This is a genomic window from Pseudomonas fluorescens (assembly GCF_002022275.1).
GTDB classification, from domain to species: domain Bacteria; phylum Pseudomonadota; class Gammaproteobacteria; order Pseudomonadales; family Pseudomonadaceae; genus Aquipseudomonas; species Aquipseudomonas fluorescens_AJ.
Genome location: NZ_MSDF01000001.1, coordinates 243,858 through 260,992, shown reverse-complemented (window position 1 = coordinate 260,992; position 17,135 = coordinate 243,858). Strand labels below are relative to the sequence as shown.

Sequence of the window (17,135 nt, the reverse complement as noted above, 5' to 3'; positions counted from 1 at the left end):
TGCGGCGTCGCGGTCTGATGACGGCGGCGGTGGCGGGGGAGGTGGCGGCTACGCCGTTTCACGCGGCCCAGCGCACCGTGCGCGATAACGGCCTGGAAAAAAACATCACCGTGCGTCTGGCAGATGGCCTGGCGGTGATCGATCCTCGCGATGGCATCACTGCAATCAGCATCTGTGGGATGGGCGGCGAGACCATCCGCGACATTCTCGACGCAGGCAAGGCGCACCTTGGCGGCCACGAACGCCTGATCCTGCAACCCAACGGCGGCGAACAACCGCTGCGCCAATGGCTGATGGACAACGGCTATCGCATCCTCAGTGAAGAATTGCTGCAGGAGAACCGTTTCTATTACGAAATCATCGTCGCCGAGCGTGCCGAACCGGTGACCTACACCGATGAAGAACTGTACTTCGGCCCCCTGCAACTGCAGGCGCGCAGCCCGCAGTTTCTGGCCAAGTGGCAGCGCATGCTGCGCCAGAAGCACAAGACCTTAGCCAGCCTGAAGCAGGCGAAGCAGTCGGTGCCGGAAGACAAGGTAGAGGAAATTGCCAGAGAGGCGCGGTGGATCACGCAGTTACTGGCCTGACCGGGCCGCAGTGAACTCGATCACACAACGCGGGTCGTTACTTTACCCTGGCCCTTGCACCGCCCATGATGGACGGCTCGCACTCATGGAGGAACCTGCGCATGTTCGGCACCCTGATCGACAAACTCTTCAATCGCCCCCTGACCGAAGAGGCTTTCGCCCAGAAAGTCATTAAAGCTGCTCGCGAAGCGGGCTTCAGCGGCCCCCTTGAGTACGCGCCGAAAGAGTTTCGCCTCAACCATGGCGACGGTGGCGGCTACTTCAACCTGCATAACGCATTCCGTGACTACCAGAGCGCCGAAAAGTCGCAAAAACCTGATGTGTTGAACGGTTATGCTTCGACGCTGCTCAATTACAAAAAGGATGCGCCGCAAAGCTTCGAAGAGGTCAGGCTGCTGTTGCGGCCGGTCATTCGCAACCTGGCGATGCTGGAGGAAGTGCGCCTGCATCAGGTGCGTACCGAAGGCTGGGACAAGGCTCACGCTGCTGTCCACCAAGCCCTGGGCAAAGACTGCGTGACCTTGCTGGCGGTGGATTACCCCGAGACCACCGCGACGCTGACGGATGGCCCGAAGGAAAACTGGGGCGTGAGCCTCGACGAGGCGCTGGCGGTGGCGGTCAGCAACCTGCGTGAAACCACCCCGGACGCGTTCGAGGAAATTGTGCCCGGGCTCTACATTGGCTGCTGGAAAGACAGCTATGACACCAGCCGCGTGCTGCTGCCGGATGTGCTCCAGCGCGCGCCCATCAAGGGGCGCCCGGTGTTCATGATCCCGACCCGCGACGTGCTGATGGTCACTGGCGACAAAGATGAAGACGGCATTCGGCATATGGTCGAAGTCAGCTTCAAGGCCATGGAAGCCGGGCGTGTCGTCTCCAGCCAGGTCTATACGTACGAGGGCCAGCGGATTGTGCCATTTGTCACTCACGACGAGGCACTGCTGGCGCGTATGGCAAGTCTTGAACACATGTTGCTCGACGGTAATTACAGCGCGCAAAAGGAGCAGCTCGACACGATTCATGAAGAGCAGAATATCGACGTGTTTGTGGCATCTTACAAAGTGCTCGCGTTCAAGGGTGGCGACGGCAAGCAGTTTTCGCTGAGCAGTTGGACGCAAACCGTGGATACCTTGCTGCCAAAAACAGAGCGCGTAGCGCTGGTCACGCCACAGCCCGATGGCACCGTCCAAACCCGGATTGTTGAATGGGCCGACCTTGAAGCCCTGGCGGGTGATCTGTTGAAGCCGATGGACATTTATCCGCCACGCTACAGGACACTGGGGTTCCCGACGGATGAGCAGTTGAGTCAGTTGACGCCGCTGGTTTAGTACCGTGTGCTAATAGGGCGCAGCAATCATGTCGAGCAGGCAAGAAGCAATCGAGGCCGAAAGAACGCTGGTGGTAGCGTTGGGTTCACCCGAACATTACAGATTTTTCATTCCTGAGTGGGAACCCGTCGATTCGCTGGTGGGCCTGCATTGGTTCCGATGCAGGTTGTGGGAAGGATTTGATGTTGCGTATGAAATCGACGCGCAGCTTAAGCACGTTTATTTCAAATGCTGGGAATTCGTTGAGAGTGTTTCTCCCTAAGCGCCGGGCATTGGCGATGGGTGCTTACATTGAGGTGGCCGTCGAGGCATCTGCAAACCGGCGGCCGGATATGCTCCAATGGCCGCCATCATTTGTTTACCCGGGAACCCCACCATGGCCGACGCCACCGACCAAGCCTTCTACGACCGCGCAGACGCCCATATCGAGCTGTCGAACGAGCAGCTGAAAACCTGTGAAAACCTCGGCGAGGTCAGCGCCTCAATGATGTTCGGTACCACGCGTTTCAACGCCTGGGCCAGCGCACGCAACTTCAAGTCGGGCGCCGAGATGGCCGAGGCGCGGGAGGCGATGTTGAAGTATTTCTGTGATCAGTACCGGATGATGCTGGAGGATAATCTGGACGATCACATCAATAATTTCAGTCAGTACATGTTGGTCAAAACAGAAGGCTGACTGTTTCAGGGGAGGGCGAAGCCCGCCAGCGCTCCCGGGGGTTACAGTACTGGTGCTCTTGACTGAGTGCTTTCGCCCCATTTTCGCGCACGCGATGCCTCTTTTAAACGCGACGACGCCTATTTCCCGGCGCGCCTCCGACGGCCCGTATCTTGCTAGAGCCAAGCTAATCAATGACATGGCATTTTGCCGTTAGTCATTTCAAGGCTTCACCCACCCGTGCACCGAGTGGGTTGTTTTAGGGAGTAGTCGGCCATGCACAGTTTTTTATCACCCGGTATCCGCCTGCTCGGCCGTTTCGGTTTCGCGCGCAAGTTCCAGATCCTGTTTTTTCTGTTCATGCTGCCCCTGGCCGGGAGCCTGTGGATGATCGGCCAGGATTATCGCGACAAACTCGCGGTGATTTCCAGTGAACAGTCCGGCGTGCGCCAACTGCTGGCACTCGACGCGCTGGACGGCCAACTGACCGCGCAACGCAATTCTGCGGCGCGCTGGAAGGCCCTGGACATCTTGCACACGCCAACGCCGGCGGCGCAGGCGGCGATGGACAAGGTCGATGCCGGCAGCCCCGCGATTGCGCAAAGCCTGCAAGCCTTGGGCGACGCCCTCAAAACCCACCATGCCAGTGCCGATACGCTGGCGCGTTTTGAGGCGTTGCAGGCGGCGGTCAAGGGCATGGACAGCCAGTCCTTGCGCACGGTGGGCTGGTGGCCGGACGGTTATGACCGTTTCACTGCTGCCCTGACCGCGATGCAAACCTTGCGCGAACAGATCACTCTGGATACCGGCCTGATCCTTGATCCCTGGCTGGAAACCTACCTGCTGATGCAGATTTCCACCCAACACACGCCGGACCTGATCGAACGCATCGGCCGCACCGCAAGTGTCGGTGAATCGTCCATTGCCTCGGGGCAATTCACCCTGCAAAGCCGTCTGCAGATGCGTGACCTGCGCGGGCGCATCGGTGACGCCCGAGACCAGTTGGTCAAGGCCGCGGCTTCGCTCAAAGCCAAGCAGTACCCGGGGCTTGAGCCGTGGACGGCGCAGTACGACAACAGTCTGCAATTGCTCGACAACGAGCTTAAGTCGCTGGATGAAGGCGTGTTCGGCGGGACCATCAAGCTCGACACTGCAGGTTTTGACCGCAGTATCGACAGCGTTCTCGGCGCCTTGGGCGCATTGCGCAGCCAGTCGCTGCAGTCGCTGGATGAGCGCCTGGGCTACTACCGCGACCGCTCGCTCAAGCAGTTCATCCCGGTGGTGGCGACGTTCAGCCTGTTGGCGCTGGCGGCGCTGTACCTGTTCATCTGCCTGCAAGCTTCTATACGTCGCAGCGCCAGTGGCATCACCACCCTTGCCGAGTCCCTGCGTGACGGCAACCTGTGCGTCGAGGTGGCGGTGGAAGGCCGCGACGAGCTGGCGGCCATCAGCACCGCACTCAACGTTGCGGTGGTGCAATTGCGCACCAGCCTGTTGGGGGTGAATCACGAAACCCAGCAGCTCGGCTCGGCGGTGCTCACCCTTAACGCGCAGTCAGGCAGTACCCTGACCGAGGTTGAAGATCAGCAACAGCAAATCAGCCAGATTGCTGCTGCTGCGACCCAATTGGCCGCCACGTCGATGGGCGTCGCCAAGAGCTGTGAGCAGGCCTCGGACAGCGCCCAGAACACCCGGCGCATCGCGCAAGACAGCAGCCGTGACAGCCAGCGCACCACCGCCAGCATCCAGCAGCTCAACCAGCGCCTGACCGACACCGCCAATGCGTTGGAACAAGTCAGTCAGCAAGGCCAGCAGATTCAGTCGGTGGTCGACACCATTCGCGGCATCGCCGAACAGACCAACCTGCTGGCACTCAACGCCGCCATCGAAGCTGCCCGTGCGGGCGAGCAGGGCCGTGGTTTTGCCGTGGTGGCGGATGAAGTGCGCAGCCTGTCTCAGCGTACCCAAGCCTCGACGGCGCAAATCGCCGGCACGGTAGACAGCCTTCGTTCAACCGTCAGCCAGGCCGTGACCCTGATGGGCGCCGCGTGCGACCAGGCATTGACCGACGCTGAATCCGTCACCGGTCTGGGCACCCGTTTGGGGGAGATCGCCGGCGCGGTGCAACACGTCACCGACACCCTGGCGCAGATTGCGGCAGCCGTGGAAGAACAAGCCGCGACCGCCGATGAAGTCAGCGGCAATATCCAGCAAGTGGACCAGGCCGCCGGCCGCCTGCTCGACGGCGCCCGCGCGGTCAACCAGGCCGCCGACACCTTGAGCAAAGGCAGCCGCGCCCTGAGCGACAACACCGCCCGTTTCCGACTCTCCTAAGTGCCCGCGCTCAAGCCCGCTCGCCACAAAAAGCCGGTTCACCACGGATTTCCATATTCTTGGCACTCCTCCGCCCCCGCGCAGTCTGCTGATATACCCTCAACGCTCATGCAACGGAGCCGCCACCATGATCACCGTCCACCACCTCAACAACTCCCGCTCGCAACGCATTCTGTGGTTGCTCGAAGAGCTCGGCCTGCCTTACGAAATCAAACGCTACCAGCGCGACCCGAAAACCAACCTCGCTCCGCCAGAGCTCAAGGCCATCAACCCCCTGGGCAAATCCCCGGTCATCGAAGACGGCTCCCTCGTGCTGATTGAATCCGCCGCGATCATCGACTACCTGATCCGCCGCCACGGCGAGGGCCGCCTGCAACCTGACCCGGCCACCGCCGCCTACGACACCTACGTGCAATGGCTGCACTTCGCCGAAGGCTCGGCCATGTTGCCGCTGATGCTCAACCTCTACGTCGGCCGCCTGGGCGACGCCGGTGCGCCATTGCAACCGCGTATCCAGTCGGAAGTGGCCAACTACCTCGGCTATTTGAATGACGTGCTGGCGGATACCCCCTATCTGCTGGGCGACGAGTTGAGCGGCGCCGATATTCAGTTGAGCTTCATCGGCGAAGTGGCCGGGGCTCAAGGCAAGTTGCAGGCTTACCCGAATCTGGTGGCGTGGGTGCAGCGCTTCCAGGCGCGCCCGGCATACCGCAAGGCGGTGGAGCAGGGTGGCGAATACGCGTTCGCGAAATAACCCGAGCCAAGTGAAAGGAGACACGCGGTGACGTCTGTCTCCTCTGCACGTGCGAACGACAATGGCCTTTCGCGAGTTTATGCTCTCCCTGCCATTCCCCTTCAGGACGCAACCTGTGGCCACCCCGTATGCTGGACAATCGTCGATAACTCACCGCCTGCGCAAAGCTGTCATCACCGACCTGCCCATGATTTACCGGGGCGAGCGCGACTACATCCAGCGCTGGGAGCCTAGCCACGAAGACGGCTGGCTGCGCCAAACCGAACGGCACCTGGCCAGTTGGGTAGAGCATTTTGACCGCATTGTACTCGCCACCGTCGATGAGCAGTTTGCGGGGTATTGCCTGTGGATGCCGGAGGATGGCCGCGCGCTGCTGTGCACCATTGGAGTTAGCGCGCCGTACCGCTGCAAAGGTATAGGCGCGGCCTTGTTAAAGGCCTACACCGACGACGCCCGGCAAGCAGGGTTCGCGCATCTGACGTTGAGCGTGCGTGAAGACAACCCCGCCAAACGGCTCTATGAAAAAGCCGGGTTCACGCAGACAGCGGTGGACGCCAATGGCTACCTGAGATTTGAATGGGTAACTAGTTACAGACACGCCGCAGATTAAAGGTGGGAGCAGGCAAGCCAGCTCCCACAAGGGGGCGGCGGTGTTTTTGCGGGCAAGCCCACGCTCGTACGGTGATCCCAGGTTAGCCTGCTCCTGACAGGCACAGCGCCGATCAACTGTGGGAGCGGGCTTGCTCGCGAAGAGGGAGTGTCAGCTGATGCATCTGGCGACTGACACACCGCATTCGCGAGCAAGCCCGCTCCCACAGTGGGTCTGCGGTGTTTCAGTGAACGCTTTACGGATTCGCCAGACGCGGTCATCACAGGTCTGCGCACTCGAAACAGGCACACCACAGATTAAAGGTGGGAGCTGCAGTGTTTCAGTGAACGCTTTAAATCATCGCCAAACGCACTCGCCAATCGCCGCCATGCCTGGCATTGCATTCCTCTTCGGAGTCGAAGCGAATACAGCGGTCCATTGTCACGGGGGCAACCTCGGCGTCATGCAGCGCTGCTGCGGTCAACGCGCGCATGCGCTCGCCGGCGCCGCTTGCCAGGGCGTGGTCCTTGCTGGCGCGTGTATCGAACACCCAAGTCACACGCAGGCTTTGGGGGAAACGGGCGTAATCGACCGTGTGAGTCAGCCAGTCAAAGCCCGGAATTTCGGCTTTGGCGGTTTCGCAGGCTTCGGTGAGGGTGCTGACCAAGCGGCGTTCGAGGCGCGCGTGGTCGCGTTTAGTAGACGGCATCAACAGCTCCAGGAGGCGTGAAAGTCAGCAAGTTATCGCTGCTGAAAAGCAATTTTAAGCCCCAGCCCCATAAACAGCGTACCGATGATTTTGCCTTCCCACCGGCGCAGCGTCGAAAGCCCTTTGAACCCCCGGCTCAACGGGCGGATGGCGAGGGCAAGCAGGCTGGTGTACACCGCGCTCAGCCCGGAAAAGATCAAGCCCAGCACCGCAAACTGAACCAGCGACGAGCCTGATTCGGGATGAACGAACTGCGGCAAAAAGGCGAGGAAAAAAATCGCCGTTTTCGGGTTCAGCACCTCTGCACCCACCGCCTGGAAAAACGCCTGACGCGGCGTGACAGCGGGCAACGCCAGCCGCGTGTGTGCGTCGGAGCGCGCAATAAATGCACGGATGCCCAGGTAAATCAGGTAAGCCGCACCGGCCCACTTCACCGCGTTGAACGCCGTCGCCGAGGTCATCAGAATCGCCGACAACCCCAGTGCGGCGCATAAGGTATGAACAAGGTCACCGCACGCCACGCCCAGCCCGGTCGCCACGCCCACCTTGCGGCCGCCCTGAACGGTGCGGGTAAGCACCAGCAACACAGAAGGGCCGGGGATCAGGAATAAACCGATCACCACAGCGATGTAAGTGAGGAGGGCAGCGGATTCAAACATGGCGGGCGATCTCAAGGCAGGGCTTGGCCACAGTAATCCCCAGCACCCGCCCAAATGCAACACACCCGCGCACAGGGTTTAGCCGAGCTTCACATTCATGGTGATGCTCGCGGTAAACACCTTGACCCCGGCCTCATCAAAAATCGCCACCGGCACAAACTTGTCGCCGGCGGTTTCCCAATCAATGCCGCTGCCATCGGCGACCGCGCGGATATTCGACTTGGCCTTGGCCAGGTACTCAACGGTCATGCCCTTGGGAATCCATTTGGCCCCCGCCGGGATCGACACGTCCGTCATCGTCCCGCCCGCCAGCTCGGCGGCGTTGCACAAGGCAATGGCGTGCACGGAGGCCAGGTGGTTAGTGATCTCCTTGCGAAACGGCACGTTGACCACCGCATGCCCGGGGCGCAGCTCGGCAATTTCCGGCGCGATGGTGCTGAAGTAGGGCGCTATTTGGCACGCCATCTGGCTGAACGCAGCAGGACCGACGCTGTTGAACATACTCAGGAACTGGCTCATGAAATCTCCTAAAAATGAATTAACAGAATAATATTCCGTAACGGAACAATATTCTTTTAATTTGAGCGGTGTCAAGCCATGCCTTCTCTGCCAGCCGATGTACCTTTAGACTCCGCACATTTGGCGAGCCCTTTCATGCACGCACCTGATCTGATCGAGCGCACCTTCCCGGGCCGGCGCAGCGAACTCAAGCGCAGCATCCTGCGCCAGGCGCTGGCCTGCTTTAACGAGGTGGGCATCGAAGCCACCAATATCGAGACCATCCGCGCGTTGTGCGAGACCAGCGTGGGCGCGATCTACCATCACTTCGGCAACAAGGAAGGCATCGTCGCCGCGCTGTTCTTTGCCGCCCTTGAGGACCAGAGCGCGCTGCGCGACAGTTATCTGCAAAAGGCTGACAGCGCTCACGACGGCATCGTGGCGCTGGTGCACAGCTATGTGGAATGGGTGACCGAGCAGCCCGACTGGGCACGTTTCGTGTTCCAGAGCCGCTTCGCCGTGGCAAACGGGCCGTTCAAGGACGAACTGCTGGCACGCAACAAACTGCGTAACCAACAGTTGGCCGACTGGATGAGCATGGAGGGCCGCAAGGCGCATTTCAGCCACATTCCGGCCGAACTGCTGCCGTCGTTGATCATCGGCTCGGCGGAAAGCTACTCACGTGCCTGGCTGTCGGCACGGGTGAAGAAAAGCCCGCGTGAGTATGGGCAGGTGCTGGCCGAGGCGGCGTGGCGGTCGATCTGCCTGGAGTGAGAGCGGGCCCCTCAAGCACCGAAGTTAAACGCTATGGAGATGCTCGGCCTCGCCCCTGGAACGATGCCAACAGAATTGCGGCCTGGCCCTCACCCGTCTGGAACTTTCTCAAAGGTAGATTTCAATTTGATAGCTCGCTGCGCAAGCGCGAGCCTTTGGATCGGTCTGCGTCAGGCTATTTCCTGACACCCCATGGAGAGAGACACTCCCCACAAAAAAGGGACGAATCCAACCCAGTTGGATCCGTCCCTTTTTCACTGCAACAAACCGCTTACGGAAGCACCTTGGCAATCGCGTCAAACGCGACCATGTCGTCGATAACCTCACCCCCTGTAGGTTTGGTCTGCGCCTGCCAGGCCACAATCACCACCTGTTTGGTCGGGTTGATGTAAATGTACTGACCAAAAGTACCGGCGGCGGTAAAGGCTTTATCGGCCTTGGAAGCCGCTGTCCAGCCAGGCCACCACATGGAGGCAAATTCACCGTCATCCTCGGTTCTGCCAGTGGTCGCGCTGGCAAAACTCAACCAGCCTTCAGGCAATACTTGGTGCCCACCGGCCTTGCCGCCACTCAACACGAACTGCCCGAAACGCCCGTAATCCTCAAGCGTCGCACTGATTCCGCTGCCGCCCACTTCGTTGCCATTCGCGCCGTCGAGCCACCACTTGGCGTCGGTTTGCATGCCATACGGGCCCCAGATTTTCTCGCTAAGGTATTGCGTCAACGGCTTGCCCACCGCCGAGCTGACCAACTGCCCCAATACCTGCGTCTCACCGGTGCTGTAGTTGGTGCGCGTGCCCGGCGGCGCGGCGGTGGACAGGCTGGCCATGAACTTGAGCATGGAGCCGGACACCTGCTCGCTGCGCAACTTGATCAACTGGCGTTCGTCCGAGGTGGGGTCGGTGTATTTCTCGTTCCACTTGACCCCGGAACGCATGGCCAGGATCTGCCGCACGGTGACCTGGTCATACGCGCTGCCGGCCAGCGAGGGCAAATAGCGGGTCACCTTGTCTTCCAGGCTCTTGATGGACCCATCTTGCAGCGCCGCACCCACCAGGGTCGACGTTACCGACTTGGCCACCGACATCGACATCCACCGCGTCTCGGGCGTGTTGCCCTTCTCATAACGCTCATCGACGATCTTGCCGTCCTTGAGCACCAACAGCCCGGTGACGTGATTGGTCGTCACGTAGTCGTCGAGCGTGTAGTGCTTGCCTTTGAAGTCAAAGGCCACCGGCGCCAAGGGCTGGCTGCTGCGCGGTAGCGGGAAAGGGTGGCCACCCGCCTTGATTGTGCGCACCGGGAACAAGCGGTCGGTGTTGCGGAAAGTGGTGACCGCCAGTTCTTCGCTGAGCCTGCCGTCAAAGATGGTTTGTACGTCGCCAATCGGCTCCTGGGCGTGTGGGTAGGGTTTGCTGGTGTCGGGGTGGGTGGCGCATGCGGACAACGACAGCGCGAGGGTTGAGGCGTACATCAATACGTGAAGAGGGTGGCGCTTGAAGCGCGATGAAGGGCGAGGGTGCACGGGCATAAAAACCTCTTTGATTAATTTTGATCGGTTTTAAACGGCGTGTGCACGTCGGTGGGGCTGACGTGTCGGGAGTCAGGATGCGGCGGGGGGATTTTTTTGGCGCGCGGGATTGGGACGGGTTTTGCGTGGGATTGGGACTTTGGTGGGGAGTTTGGTGAAGTGCTGCTTTCGGCCAGAAGCGGACACTCAATCTCAATAGCTATAAGTTCTATTGCGAACTTTCGCAGTGGACAACTACGTGTCTGAACACGTTCACCTTAAACCACCCCATCTTTGTCCTAATATTAATTTGAAATTTGTCGTGAACAGCAGACAGGCCGTTCTGACAAGCTTGTCATTCCGTGAAGGCCTAATTGGTCACACGCAGAATTGACGATTCACAGCGCTGGGATAGTCGTTTGGCCTTGTGGAAAATATCCGATGGCCTCGGGCCGGTCGTCGATATCTACCCCTCTTGATGCCCTTTTCTGACGAACCATTGGATCGGTATAAAAAATAACGCGTATTTTCTACCAATCCATAGTGGCTATCTGATAATTTCGGGAGATTGGTATAACTTAAAGCTCGAAAACTCACCACTACAAGAAGGAGTAATTCATGAGTGACGCGCAATCACCAAAGCTATTCATTTCATACAGTTGGTCTACACCGGATCATGAAGTGTGGGTGATGGCATTAGCAACTGAACTCAGGGAGTCGGGCGTTGATGTGATACTCGATAAATGGGATCTTAAGGACGGGCACGATTCGATCCAATTTATGGAATCAATGGTCACTGACGAGACTGTCACAAAAGTCATTATGGTTTCGGACAAAATGTACGCTCAGAAAGCCGATGGACGTGCAGGCGGAGTGGGTACGGAGACGCAAATCATATCAGCAAAAGTTTATGAGAAGGCTAAGCAAGATAAGTTTGTAGCCGTAGTCGCTGAAAAAGAGGACGGTAGAGCTTGTTTGCCAACGTTCTATGGAAAGCGCAAATATATAGACTTAAGCGAAGCTGAAGAGTACGCAAAAAACTTTGAAATGCTGCTTAGATGGATCTTTGATAAGCCGCTACATGTCAAGCCAGAAATCGGCGCGCTTCCAGCGTTTTTGTCAGAATCAACCGCTATAAACTTAGGAGCAGGTGCCACTTATCGGCGAGCACTGGACGCAGTAAAGCAAGGCAAACCGTTTGCCGCCGGCGCTGTTGACGAATACTTTCGCGCGGTCTCAGAAGGATTTGAAAAAATTAGGATTCAGGAAGAAAACGAAAAAGAGTTTGATGAGCAGCTTGTTGAAAATATTGAAGCCTTTATTCCTTATCGTAATGAAATAGTTTCCTTGGTTGTTGCGATTGCACAATACAATTCGCTACCCAATGTGGATCAAAAAATTCATCGATTCTTGGAGTCGTTGTTGCCATATGTTGATAGGCCTGCACACATTACCCAATACAGAGAAAGTGACTTCGATAATTTTAAATTTTTAATTAATGAAATATTTTTATATGTCGTTGCGGTTTTTTTGAAGTACGAAAGATTTGAATCGTTACAAATGTTGCTCTCTACGCCTTACTATATCCATGAAAGAAGTAGGAGTGGGCAAACAGGGGCGGTTGGATATCAGGCGTTTTACAAGTACTCCCGGACCCTAGATTATCGTAGCCAACGTTTAGGTCTCGGCCGGCTATCACTTGCAGCAGACCTGCTGAAGGACCGTTCACAGTCATCGGGCCTCGATTTCAATCAGCTTATGCAGGCTGACCTGGTGCTTTTTTTGAGGGGGGCCCAAGATGGTGAGCGTTGGTTCCCTAATACATTGCTATACGCAAACAGGTCGTATGGTCCATTCGAAATATTCGCACGATCGATGTCGCAGAAATATTTTGAGTCTGTCAAAACTCTATTAGGAGTTGCGGATAAGCGAGAGCTCGGTGTATTGCTGCTGAACTTTAAGGGCCCCCAATCGCAGTTGCCTCGTTGGCAGTACGATACGTTCAATCCTGAGGTACTGGTGGGCTACGATCTGCTCGGCACTCGCCCATAGATAACGCTTGTCGTGAGCTTTAGCACGCAAATGAGTGTGCAGGCAGTTAAGTAGGAATGAAAGTCCGCTTTTGGCCGATTTCTGCCTCTCGTGAAGGGCTTAAATCCGCCAAAAGCGGCCGTTCAGAAGCGGCGCGCTCGTCTCTACTATCAGAACGCTGTTAAAAAAAGCCTTTCCACCTCACAAATCTGAGTTGAAAATAAGAAAATATCTGCTTACGGTACGATTAGAGGCGTCGGCCCTTTGCCTATCCAAGCTTTCAATTCCTCAAACTCTGTCAAGTTTAGATCTGGAAATAGTGATTTGTTGACGCCAATTGTGGTTTCTTGAACCGTATGCCCAGGGAATGCTGTGCTCTTATGATTGAGAATAGCTATCTCTTTAGCGAACTCTTCAAGCCCTGAGTCCAAAGTTTTAAAGAATATTCTGGCGTTAGGATTTGCTATGTTAAGCCAACGCTTCAAGCCTGCCATTCTTGAAATTGTCATTAGGTCCGCAATAGCATTATATGCCCTTTTTTCTGTAGTGACCTGGTCACTTGAAGGCGGTTTAGGTTTTAAAACGTCAGCCGCATTGGAATTACCATAAAGACTTGCAATTCCGCAAAGAGTTATTATGTTGCCTCTCTCAACTTGAGACCGATCGGCAACTTCTCCAATTTTTTCCAAAATCGGAGCTCTCTCTCTCTTTTTTAACTTTTGATAGAGGTTCTCCTGCATGAATTGAACTAACGGCGCGTACCTCTTAAAGTCGCGAGGTTGCTGGTCAGAAGCTGCTGATGCGCTAAGAAGCGTTTCATGCTGAAAGAAGTCAGTATCGATTTTAGCATTTTTGAAAAAATCGGGAAGATATTCGATTTCTTTTTTTATACCGTCGAATGCCTCAGATGTTGTTTGTGGAGACCCTTTATTTCCTTCAATCATCGCAAAAAGCAAACTTATAGTTACTCCCTTTCGGTCTAGAGATTTGATCCGTGCAATTCTTTCCGGCTTCACATCTCTAAAGTTATCCTTAATCTTTCCGATAATATTTCTGTCGATCATATAAATAGTATTACTCATATAGTTGCCCTTTTTGCCTGTGAAATCCCCAAACTTTCTAATTGCTACGATTCTAAATTTTTCGCAGGTTTTTTACTTGTCCGGTGAGGATGAGGAATGTAAGCAGTCATCACGATTGATAGTTTACGACCCGATACTATATTGTGCTCGTCTGCGCCGGTATTTTGGGAGCATTTCATCGGTGAGGGCGTGGCGCCGAATTGTGTTTTAGACTGGCGACAGCCCGCCCCGACCCTGCATAAGCTATTGAAAATATTGCGAACTTTATTTTTTATCGGTTATGGCATTAATAGGCCGAATCTGGAATTTCTTTGTATAGCGGGGAGATTTGAAAAAGCGCCCAACTCTGACTGCCGACTCTATGAGTTGATCCATCGCTTCCTCAAGACCTTCATTCTTATAAGCAATTGAATCCTGATTAGAATAAATTCCGATATCATCACTTATGGTCTTGCATGCCACGAATGGATGAGCGATTTCTTCTAAATAATTAAAGAAAGCATCTTTTGCAATCACCAGGCCATACCGGCGCCAGGCATATTTTCGCCCCCAGTAGTAACCATCTGAGGCCTTATGTTTTACACGTTCGTCATTCTTGCCCTGATTCTCAGCGAGCTTATCGAGAGAGAACTGTTTGGCAGCTGAGTAGCTGAGGTATTTATTGACTGTATCTGCTTTGCCCAAGGAGGAGGGCTCTATAATTCGTCTACCATCAGCATCTTGGATGTATCCAATGTTATAACGATCACCATCTACTAACTCTATTGCGCTACTGTTTGTCTCAAATTGATAAAGGGTCTCAGTAGTCGAAGGTTTGAACTGATGAAGGAATTTTCCGCTTGGGAGTGCCGTGACGGTATAGTCCCTGACTATCAGGTCGTGAATGGTGTACAGATTTCTTGACTTCATGTGGGATTTCCATTTCCTATGTGTGCAGGTGGGGACATTACCCGTTTTTTTGGCAGATTGCCATCACGCCAACCCAAGGGTCAGAGGGTAGAGATATCGCGGGTGCGGCTGCATGCTGTAAACCGCACACACGAGGAGCAGGAGCACTTGGATGGGCAGATATTCGAAGATGCTGTCTGAACGCGGCCAGCACACCAAGATCGTCAGCGGCTATTGCGTGATATGTGGAAAACACGGGGTTCTCTCAAAAGATCACGTTCCCCCACGGGGAAGCATCACTGTTACAAAAGTGGAGCAGTTTCATTTAACTGAAATCTTCGGTTTAGACCGTGATCCCGTACAGGGTATTCCGTCGATGAATGGAAGCAAGTTCAGGACTATCTGTCGCGAATGCAATATGACGGCTTTGGGAGCGAACGATGGTGAAATCGCCGATGTGTGCAGGTCACTGACGCGAAAAATCAATCATTTCTTCACTGCTGCCAATAGCCCAGTTTCCCGTGTCCACACACCTGTTAACGCCGTGAGATACTGTCGTGCAATGATCGGCCATATACTCGCTGCCACCTCTGTGACTGAGTGTAGAAATCCACCACAAGAAACACCGTACTTCACGACCATGCAACAGTTTGTGCTCGGTGATGACTATGCTCTGGCATGCGACCCATGACATCTACTACTAGTTCTTCCCTTATAGGTACCACCAAAGCATTAAACTTTTCACCATGCGAAATGACGGTAATCAATGCTGTATGAGCATTCTTTCATTTTTCCCCTTGGCATTTCTTTTAACCAAGAAGGGAAAAGGCATTTTCCCAGCTGGAGCAGAAAAACTTGAGCTGTCGGATGAGTCATTACTTGTCAGCCTATCTGCACTGAATGTTGATTTTTCCAGCTTCCCAGCAATAGGTTTAGGTGGGGATCAAATGATTGCCCTGGCCAGCCATCTTTCTATTATTAGTTATCCAATTTCTTGGGTGCTGGCGTGGCAGCTGATTTAACGCTTATGTGAAAGATGATCTTATAATTATATTTTTCGCCATCTTACGGAGTGTTGTCGTAAGGTATAAGTCACTTAGAGCGTTTGCTCTCCATTTAAGTATCAGCGTTGCTTAATCGCCCTTGACTGATAAGTGTTGAATGACTGCTATTGGCCGATAGCGGTCACTCGTGAGCCCCAGCAATCGGCCAAAAGCTGCCGATATGATTAGACTACACCGAAGTCATGTCCGAGGTTATTTACATGCTGTTTGAGTGTCGAAGGTGCGGTCAAGGCTATGCTCGAGCAATGGGGGATCGATTTACAAATATTTCGATGTGAGTGTGCGAAAAATGTGAAGCAACGTGGATGAGCCAGGCAGAGGTGAATGCTGGTAATTTTGAAGATTATGGAACGTTAATGGCCGGCATTGGGCGCAGTTGTTTATGGTCTGAATTGGAGCCACAGTGAAAAGTTAGTCAGGGCGTACTTTCTGTCAAATGCCCGCTTTGGGTCGATTGCTGCGTTTCGTTACAGGCTTTGATAGGCCAAAACCAGCCCCTTTCCACCCAAACAGGTCTACCATGCCATCCCCGGCAATGGTTCTACGCACCACCGCCCTCCCTTGTTCAAGGTACCGCCCATGTCCATCGACCAAATCTCCCTCCCTAAAGGCGTAGGCCCTCACGCCACAAAACTCCTCGACGCCATCACCGGCGCTTCCACCCACGAAGAACTCAACCGCGCTGGCGGCAAGGCGGAAGGGTTCGTTTTGGGTCTGGAAGCCTCCAAGGCCATCAAAAGCCAAATCGCCGAGTCGCTGTATGTGGCTTACGATGACGCGGCGAGTAATCGGGCAGGTGAGTTGAAGGGCTGATTATCACGCAGGAGCAGGACAGTGCGCGCGCGGCTGGTTAGACTGGGCGCCTTTTTATTTCTCAGGATGAGGTTTTCATGTTCAAGGCTGCTCTCGCGTCACTGCTGCTGACGTGTTCCTTCGGCGCGCTGGCGGATACGACGGTTGACGTCTCGAAGATCTACGGCAACATCAAGTTCGTCACCAGTTTCCCGGACTATAAGGTCAAGGTGGTGGACAGCTTTCCCGACCTCAAGGTAAAGCAGGTCAGCAGCTTTCCCGACTCGGCCGGCAAATGGAAAACGGTCGAAAGCTTCCCGGACTACAAGATCCAGATTGTCGAATCCTTTCCCGACTTCACCATCAAGTACGTTGATTCCTTCCCCGGTGTTGACTGACGGCAGCGCCGTTTCTGGCGCTGCCTGTCACGCAAGCATCCTTAGCCAGGGCAGGGTGCTTCGCGGTCGAGGAGTTTGGCCGTGAGGAGCACGCCCAGTTCGCTCAGTTGGTGAATGGCGAGCGCGATGTCGCGGTGTTTGCCGCTCAGGTCTTCGGACAGGTCGAGCAGCAGGGTGCTGACCGAGGTGAAGGTTTCGTAGCTGTTGGTGATCAGGGTTTCGGTGCTGGCGTCCCGGATGACGCAGAAGAGGGTGCCTGGATCTGGGGTGACGTTATTCATACAGATATCCTGGAGTGGGCCGCCACCTCGCCGCTACTAAACGGAATGGGTGGCAGCTGTGCGCAGGTTAGTAGACCGGTGGATACCTAAGCCGGCGCGCCCGAGGACGCCCTACGCACAGCCACCATCAAGCACAGACGCAATGTCTGATTGATGAAACTCATGCACTTATAGATACCCGACTCAGGCTACTAAACCCGAT

At 55.3% G+C, this 17,135-nt stretch carries 19 protein-coding genes; 12 read left to right on the top strand and 7 right to left on the bottom strand.

Going from position 1 to position 17,135, the window contains the following annotated elements; all coding sequences use genetic code 11:
* The 6 genes from BFW87_RS01285 to BFW87_RS01255 form a co-directional block, all read left to right on the top strand.
* Positions 1 to 587: tRNA (adenine(22)-N(1))-methyltransferase (locus BFW87_RS01285; RefSeq protein WP_078738191.1), on the top strand; the 587-nt coding region annotated here is incomplete at its 5' end.
* A gap of 101 nt (positions 588 to 688) precedes the next feature.
* Complete coding sequence (locus BFW87_RS01280) at positions 689 to 1,915, top strand: DUF1444 family protein (protein WP_078738182.1); 1,227 nt, start codon at positions 689 to 691, stop codon at positions 1,913 to 1,915.
* 376 nt (positions 1,916 to 2,291) lie between these two features.
* Positions 2,292 to 2,591 carry a DUF3144 domain-containing protein gene (locus BFW87_RS01270; protein WP_078738180.1) on the top strand — a complete coding sequence of 100 codons (300 nt, stop codon included), beginning with the start codon at positions 2,292 to 2,294 and terminating at the stop codon, positions 2,589 to 2,591.
* Positions 2,592 to 2,846: 255 nt separating this feature from the next.
* Positions 2,847 to 4,904: a methyl-accepting chemotaxis protein gene (locus BFW87_RS01265; RefSeq protein ID WP_078738179.1), complete on the top strand. Its 2,058-nt coding sequence runs from the start codon at positions 2,847 to 2,849 to the stop codon at positions 4,902 to 4,904.
* A gap of 127 nt (positions 4,905 to 5,031) precedes the next feature.
* The gene (locus BFW87_RS01260) at positions 5,032 to 5,658 is read left to right on the top strand and encodes a glutathione S-transferase family protein (protein WP_078738178.1); all 627 of its coding nucleotides are present in this window, start codon (positions 5,032 to 5,034) and stop codon (positions 5,656 to 5,658) included.
* Between the two features lie 115 nt (positions 5,659 to 5,773).
* Positions 5,774 to 6,268, top strand: a complete 495-nt coding sequence (locus BFW87_RS01255; RefSeq protein ID WP_254865843.1) for a GNAT family N-acetyltransferase — start codon at positions 5,774 to 5,776, stop codon at positions 6,266 to 6,268.
* Positions 6,269 to 6,599: 331 nt separating this feature from the next.
* Here BFW87_RS01255 and BFW87_RS01250 read toward each other — a convergent pair whose 3' ends face one another.
* From BFW87_RS01250 to BFW87_RS01240, 3 genes are all read right to left on the bottom strand, one after another.
* Positions 6,600 to 6,956: a hypothetical protein gene (locus BFW87_RS01250; RefSeq protein WP_078738177.1), complete on the bottom strand. Its 357-nt coding sequence runs from the start codon at positions 6,954 to 6,956 to the stop codon at positions 6,600 to 6,602.
* 32 nt (positions 6,957 to 6,988) lie between these two features.
* Complete coding sequence (locus tag BFW87_RS01245) at positions 6,989 to 7,615, bottom strand: LysE family translocator (RefSeq protein ID WP_078738176.1); 627 nt, start codon at positions 7,613 to 7,615, stop codon at positions 6,989 to 6,991.
* Positions 7,616 to 7,693: 78 nt separating this feature from the next.
* On the bottom strand, positions 7,694 to 8,134 hold the full coding sequence (locus BFW87_RS01240) for a hotdog fold domain-containing protein (RefSeq protein ID WP_078738175.1): 441 nt from the start codon (positions 8,132 to 8,134) through the stop codon (positions 7,694 to 7,696).
* 135 nt (positions 8,135 to 8,269) lie between these two features.
* Between BFW87_RS01240 and BFW87_RS01235 the strand changes: the two genes are divergently transcribed.
* On the top strand, positions 8,270 to 8,887 hold the full coding sequence (locus BFW87_RS01235) for a TetR/AcrR family transcriptional regulator (protein WP_078738174.1): 618 nt from the start codon (positions 8,270 to 8,272) through the stop codon (positions 8,885 to 8,887).
* Positions 8,888 to 9,158: 271 nt separating this feature from the next.
* Here the strand turns inward: BFW87_RS01235 and BFW87_RS01230 are convergent, their stop codons facing one another.
* Positions 9,159 to 10,418, bottom strand: coding sequence for a serine hydrolase domain-containing protein (locus BFW87_RS01230; RefSeq protein ID WP_078738173.1), 1,260 nt, complete (start codon positions 10,416 to 10,418; stop codon positions 9,159 to 9,161).
* A gap of 597 nt (positions 10,419 to 11,015) precedes the next feature.
* Between BFW87_RS01230 and BFW87_RS01225 the strand changes: the two genes are divergently transcribed.
* The gene (locus BFW87_RS01225) at positions 11,016 to 12,449 is read left to right on the top strand and encodes an SEFIR domain-containing protein (RefSeq protein ID WP_078738172.1); all 1,434 of its coding nucleotides are present in this window, start codon (positions 11,016 to 11,018) and stop codon (positions 12,447 to 12,449) included.
* A gap of 215 nt (positions 12,450 to 12,664) precedes the next feature.
* Here BFW87_RS01225 and BFW87_RS01220 read toward each other — a convergent pair whose 3' ends face one another.
* Positions 12,665 to 13,510 (bottom strand): hypothetical protein, encoded by an 846-nt coding sequence (locus BFW87_RS01220; protein ID WP_139372375.1) that lies wholly within the window; start codon positions 13,508 to 13,510, stop codon positions 12,665 to 12,667.
* A 264-nt stretch (positions 13,511 to 13,774) separates the two neighbouring features.
* Positions 13,775 to 14,419, bottom strand: coding sequence for a hypothetical protein (locus BFW87_RS01215; RefSeq protein ID WP_078738170.1), 645 nt, complete (start codon positions 14,417 to 14,419; stop codon positions 13,775 to 13,777).
* A 151-nt stretch (positions 14,420 to 14,570) separates the two neighbouring features.
* Between BFW87_RS01215 and BFW87_RS32150 the strand changes: the two genes are divergently transcribed.
* The 4 genes from BFW87_RS32150 to BFW87_RS01200 all read left to right on the top strand — a co-directional run bounded on the left by BFW87_RS32150 (position 14,571) and on the right by BFW87_RS01200 (position 16,652).
* Positions 14,571 to 15,089, top strand: coding sequence for a hypothetical protein (locus tag BFW87_RS32150; protein ID WP_217699405.1), 519 nt, complete (start codon positions 14,571 to 14,573; stop codon positions 15,087 to 15,089).
* An 82-nt stretch (positions 15,090 to 15,171) separates the two neighbouring features.
* Positions 15,172 to 15,420 carry a hypothetical protein gene (locus tag BFW87_RS32145; RefSeq protein ID WP_217699404.1) on the top strand — a complete coding sequence of 83 codons (249 nt, stop codon included), beginning with the start codon at positions 15,172 to 15,174 and terminating at the stop codon, positions 15,418 to 15,420.
* 621 nt (positions 15,421 to 16,041) lie between these two features.
* Positions 16,042 to 16,275 carry a hypothetical protein gene (locus BFW87_RS01205; protein WP_078738169.1) on the top strand — a complete coding sequence of 78 codons (234 nt, stop codon included), beginning with the start codon at positions 16,042 to 16,044 and terminating at the stop codon, positions 16,273 to 16,275.
* Between the two features lie 77 nt (positions 16,276 to 16,352).
* On the top strand, positions 16,353 to 16,652 hold the full coding sequence (locus tag BFW87_RS01200) for a hypothetical protein (protein WP_078738168.1): 300 nt from the start codon (positions 16,353 to 16,355) through the stop codon (positions 16,650 to 16,652).
* 41 nt (positions 16,653 to 16,693) lie between these two features.
* Here BFW87_RS01200 and BFW87_RS01195 read toward each other — a convergent pair whose 3' ends face one another.
* Positions 16,694 to 16,933 carry a DUF6124 family protein gene (locus tag BFW87_RS01195; RefSeq protein WP_078738167.1) on the bottom strand — a complete coding sequence of 80 codons (240 nt, stop codon included), beginning with the start codon at positions 16,931 to 16,933 and terminating at the stop codon, positions 16,694 to 16,696.
* Between the last annotated feature and the right edge of the window lie 202 nt (positions 16,934 to 17,135).

Excerpts from the sequence above, each read along its gene's own strand:
- BFW87_RS01280 (WP_078738182.1), top strand. The coding sequence starts at position 689 with ATGTTCGGCACCCTGATCGACAAACTCTTCAATCGCCCCCTGACCGAA.
- BFW87_RS01270 (WP_078738180.1), top strand. The coding sequence starts at position 2,292 with ATGGCCGACGCCACCGACCAAGCCTTCTACGACCGCGCAGACGCCCAT.
- BFW87_RS01265 (WP_078738179.1), top strand. The coding sequence starts at position 2,847 with ATGCACAGTTTTTTATCACCCGGTATCCGCCTGCTCGGCCGTTTCGGT.
- BFW87_RS01260 (WP_078738178.1), top strand. The coding sequence starts at position 5,032 with ATGATCACCGTCCACCACCTCAACAACTCCCGCTCGCAACGCATTCTG.
- BFW87_RS01250 (WP_078738177.1), bottom strand. The coding sequence starts at position 6,956 with ATGCCGTCTACTAAACGCGACCACGCGCGCCTCGAACGCCGCTTGGTC.
- BFW87_RS01245 (WP_078738176.1), bottom strand. The coding sequence starts at position 7,615 with ATGTTTGAATCCGCTGCCCTCCTCACTTACATCGCTGTGGTGATCGGT.
- BFW87_RS01240 (WP_078738175.1), bottom strand. The coding sequence starts at position 8,134 with ATGAGCCAGTTCCTGAGTATGTTCAACAGCGTCGGTCCTGCTGCGTTC.
- BFW87_RS01235 (WP_078738174.1), top strand. The coding sequence starts at position 8,270 with ATGCACGCACCTGATCTGATCGAGCGCACCTTCCCGGGCCGGCGCAGC.
- BFW87_RS01230 (WP_078738173.1), bottom strand. The coding sequence starts at position 10,418 with ATGCCCGTGCACCCTCGCCCTTCATCGCGCTTCAAGCGCCACCCTCTT.
- BFW87_RS01225 (WP_078738172.1), top strand. The coding sequence starts at position 11,016 with ATGAGTGACGCGCAATCACCAAAGCTATTCATTTCATACAGTTGGTCT.
- BFW87_RS01220 (WP_139372375.1), bottom strand. The coding sequence starts at position 13,510 with ATGAGTAATACTATTTATATGATCGACAGAAATATTATCGGAAAGATT.
- BFW87_RS01215 (WP_078738170.1), bottom strand. The coding sequence starts at position 14,419 with ATGAAGTCAAGAAATCTGTACACCATTCACGACCTGATAGTCAGGGAC.
- BFW87_RS32150 (WP_217699405.1), top strand. The coding sequence starts at position 14,571 with ATGGGCAGATATTCGAAGATGCTGTCTGAACGCGGCCAGCACACCAAG.
- BFW87_RS32145 (WP_217699404.1), top strand. The coding sequence starts at position 15,172 with ATGAGCATTCTTTCATTTTTCCCCTTGGCATTTCTTTTAACCAAGAAG.
- BFW87_RS01205 (WP_078738169.1), top strand. The coding sequence starts at position 16,042 with ATGTCCATCGACCAAATCTCCCTCCCTAAAGGCGTAGGCCCTCACGCC.
- BFW87_RS01200 (WP_078738168.1), top strand. The coding sequence starts at position 16,353 with ATGTTCAAGGCTGCTCTCGCGTCACTGCTGCTGACGTGTTCCTTCGGC.
- BFW87_RS01195 (WP_078738167.1), bottom strand. The coding sequence starts at position 16,933 with ATGAATAACGTCACCCCAGATCCAGGCACCCTCTTCTGCGTCATCCGG.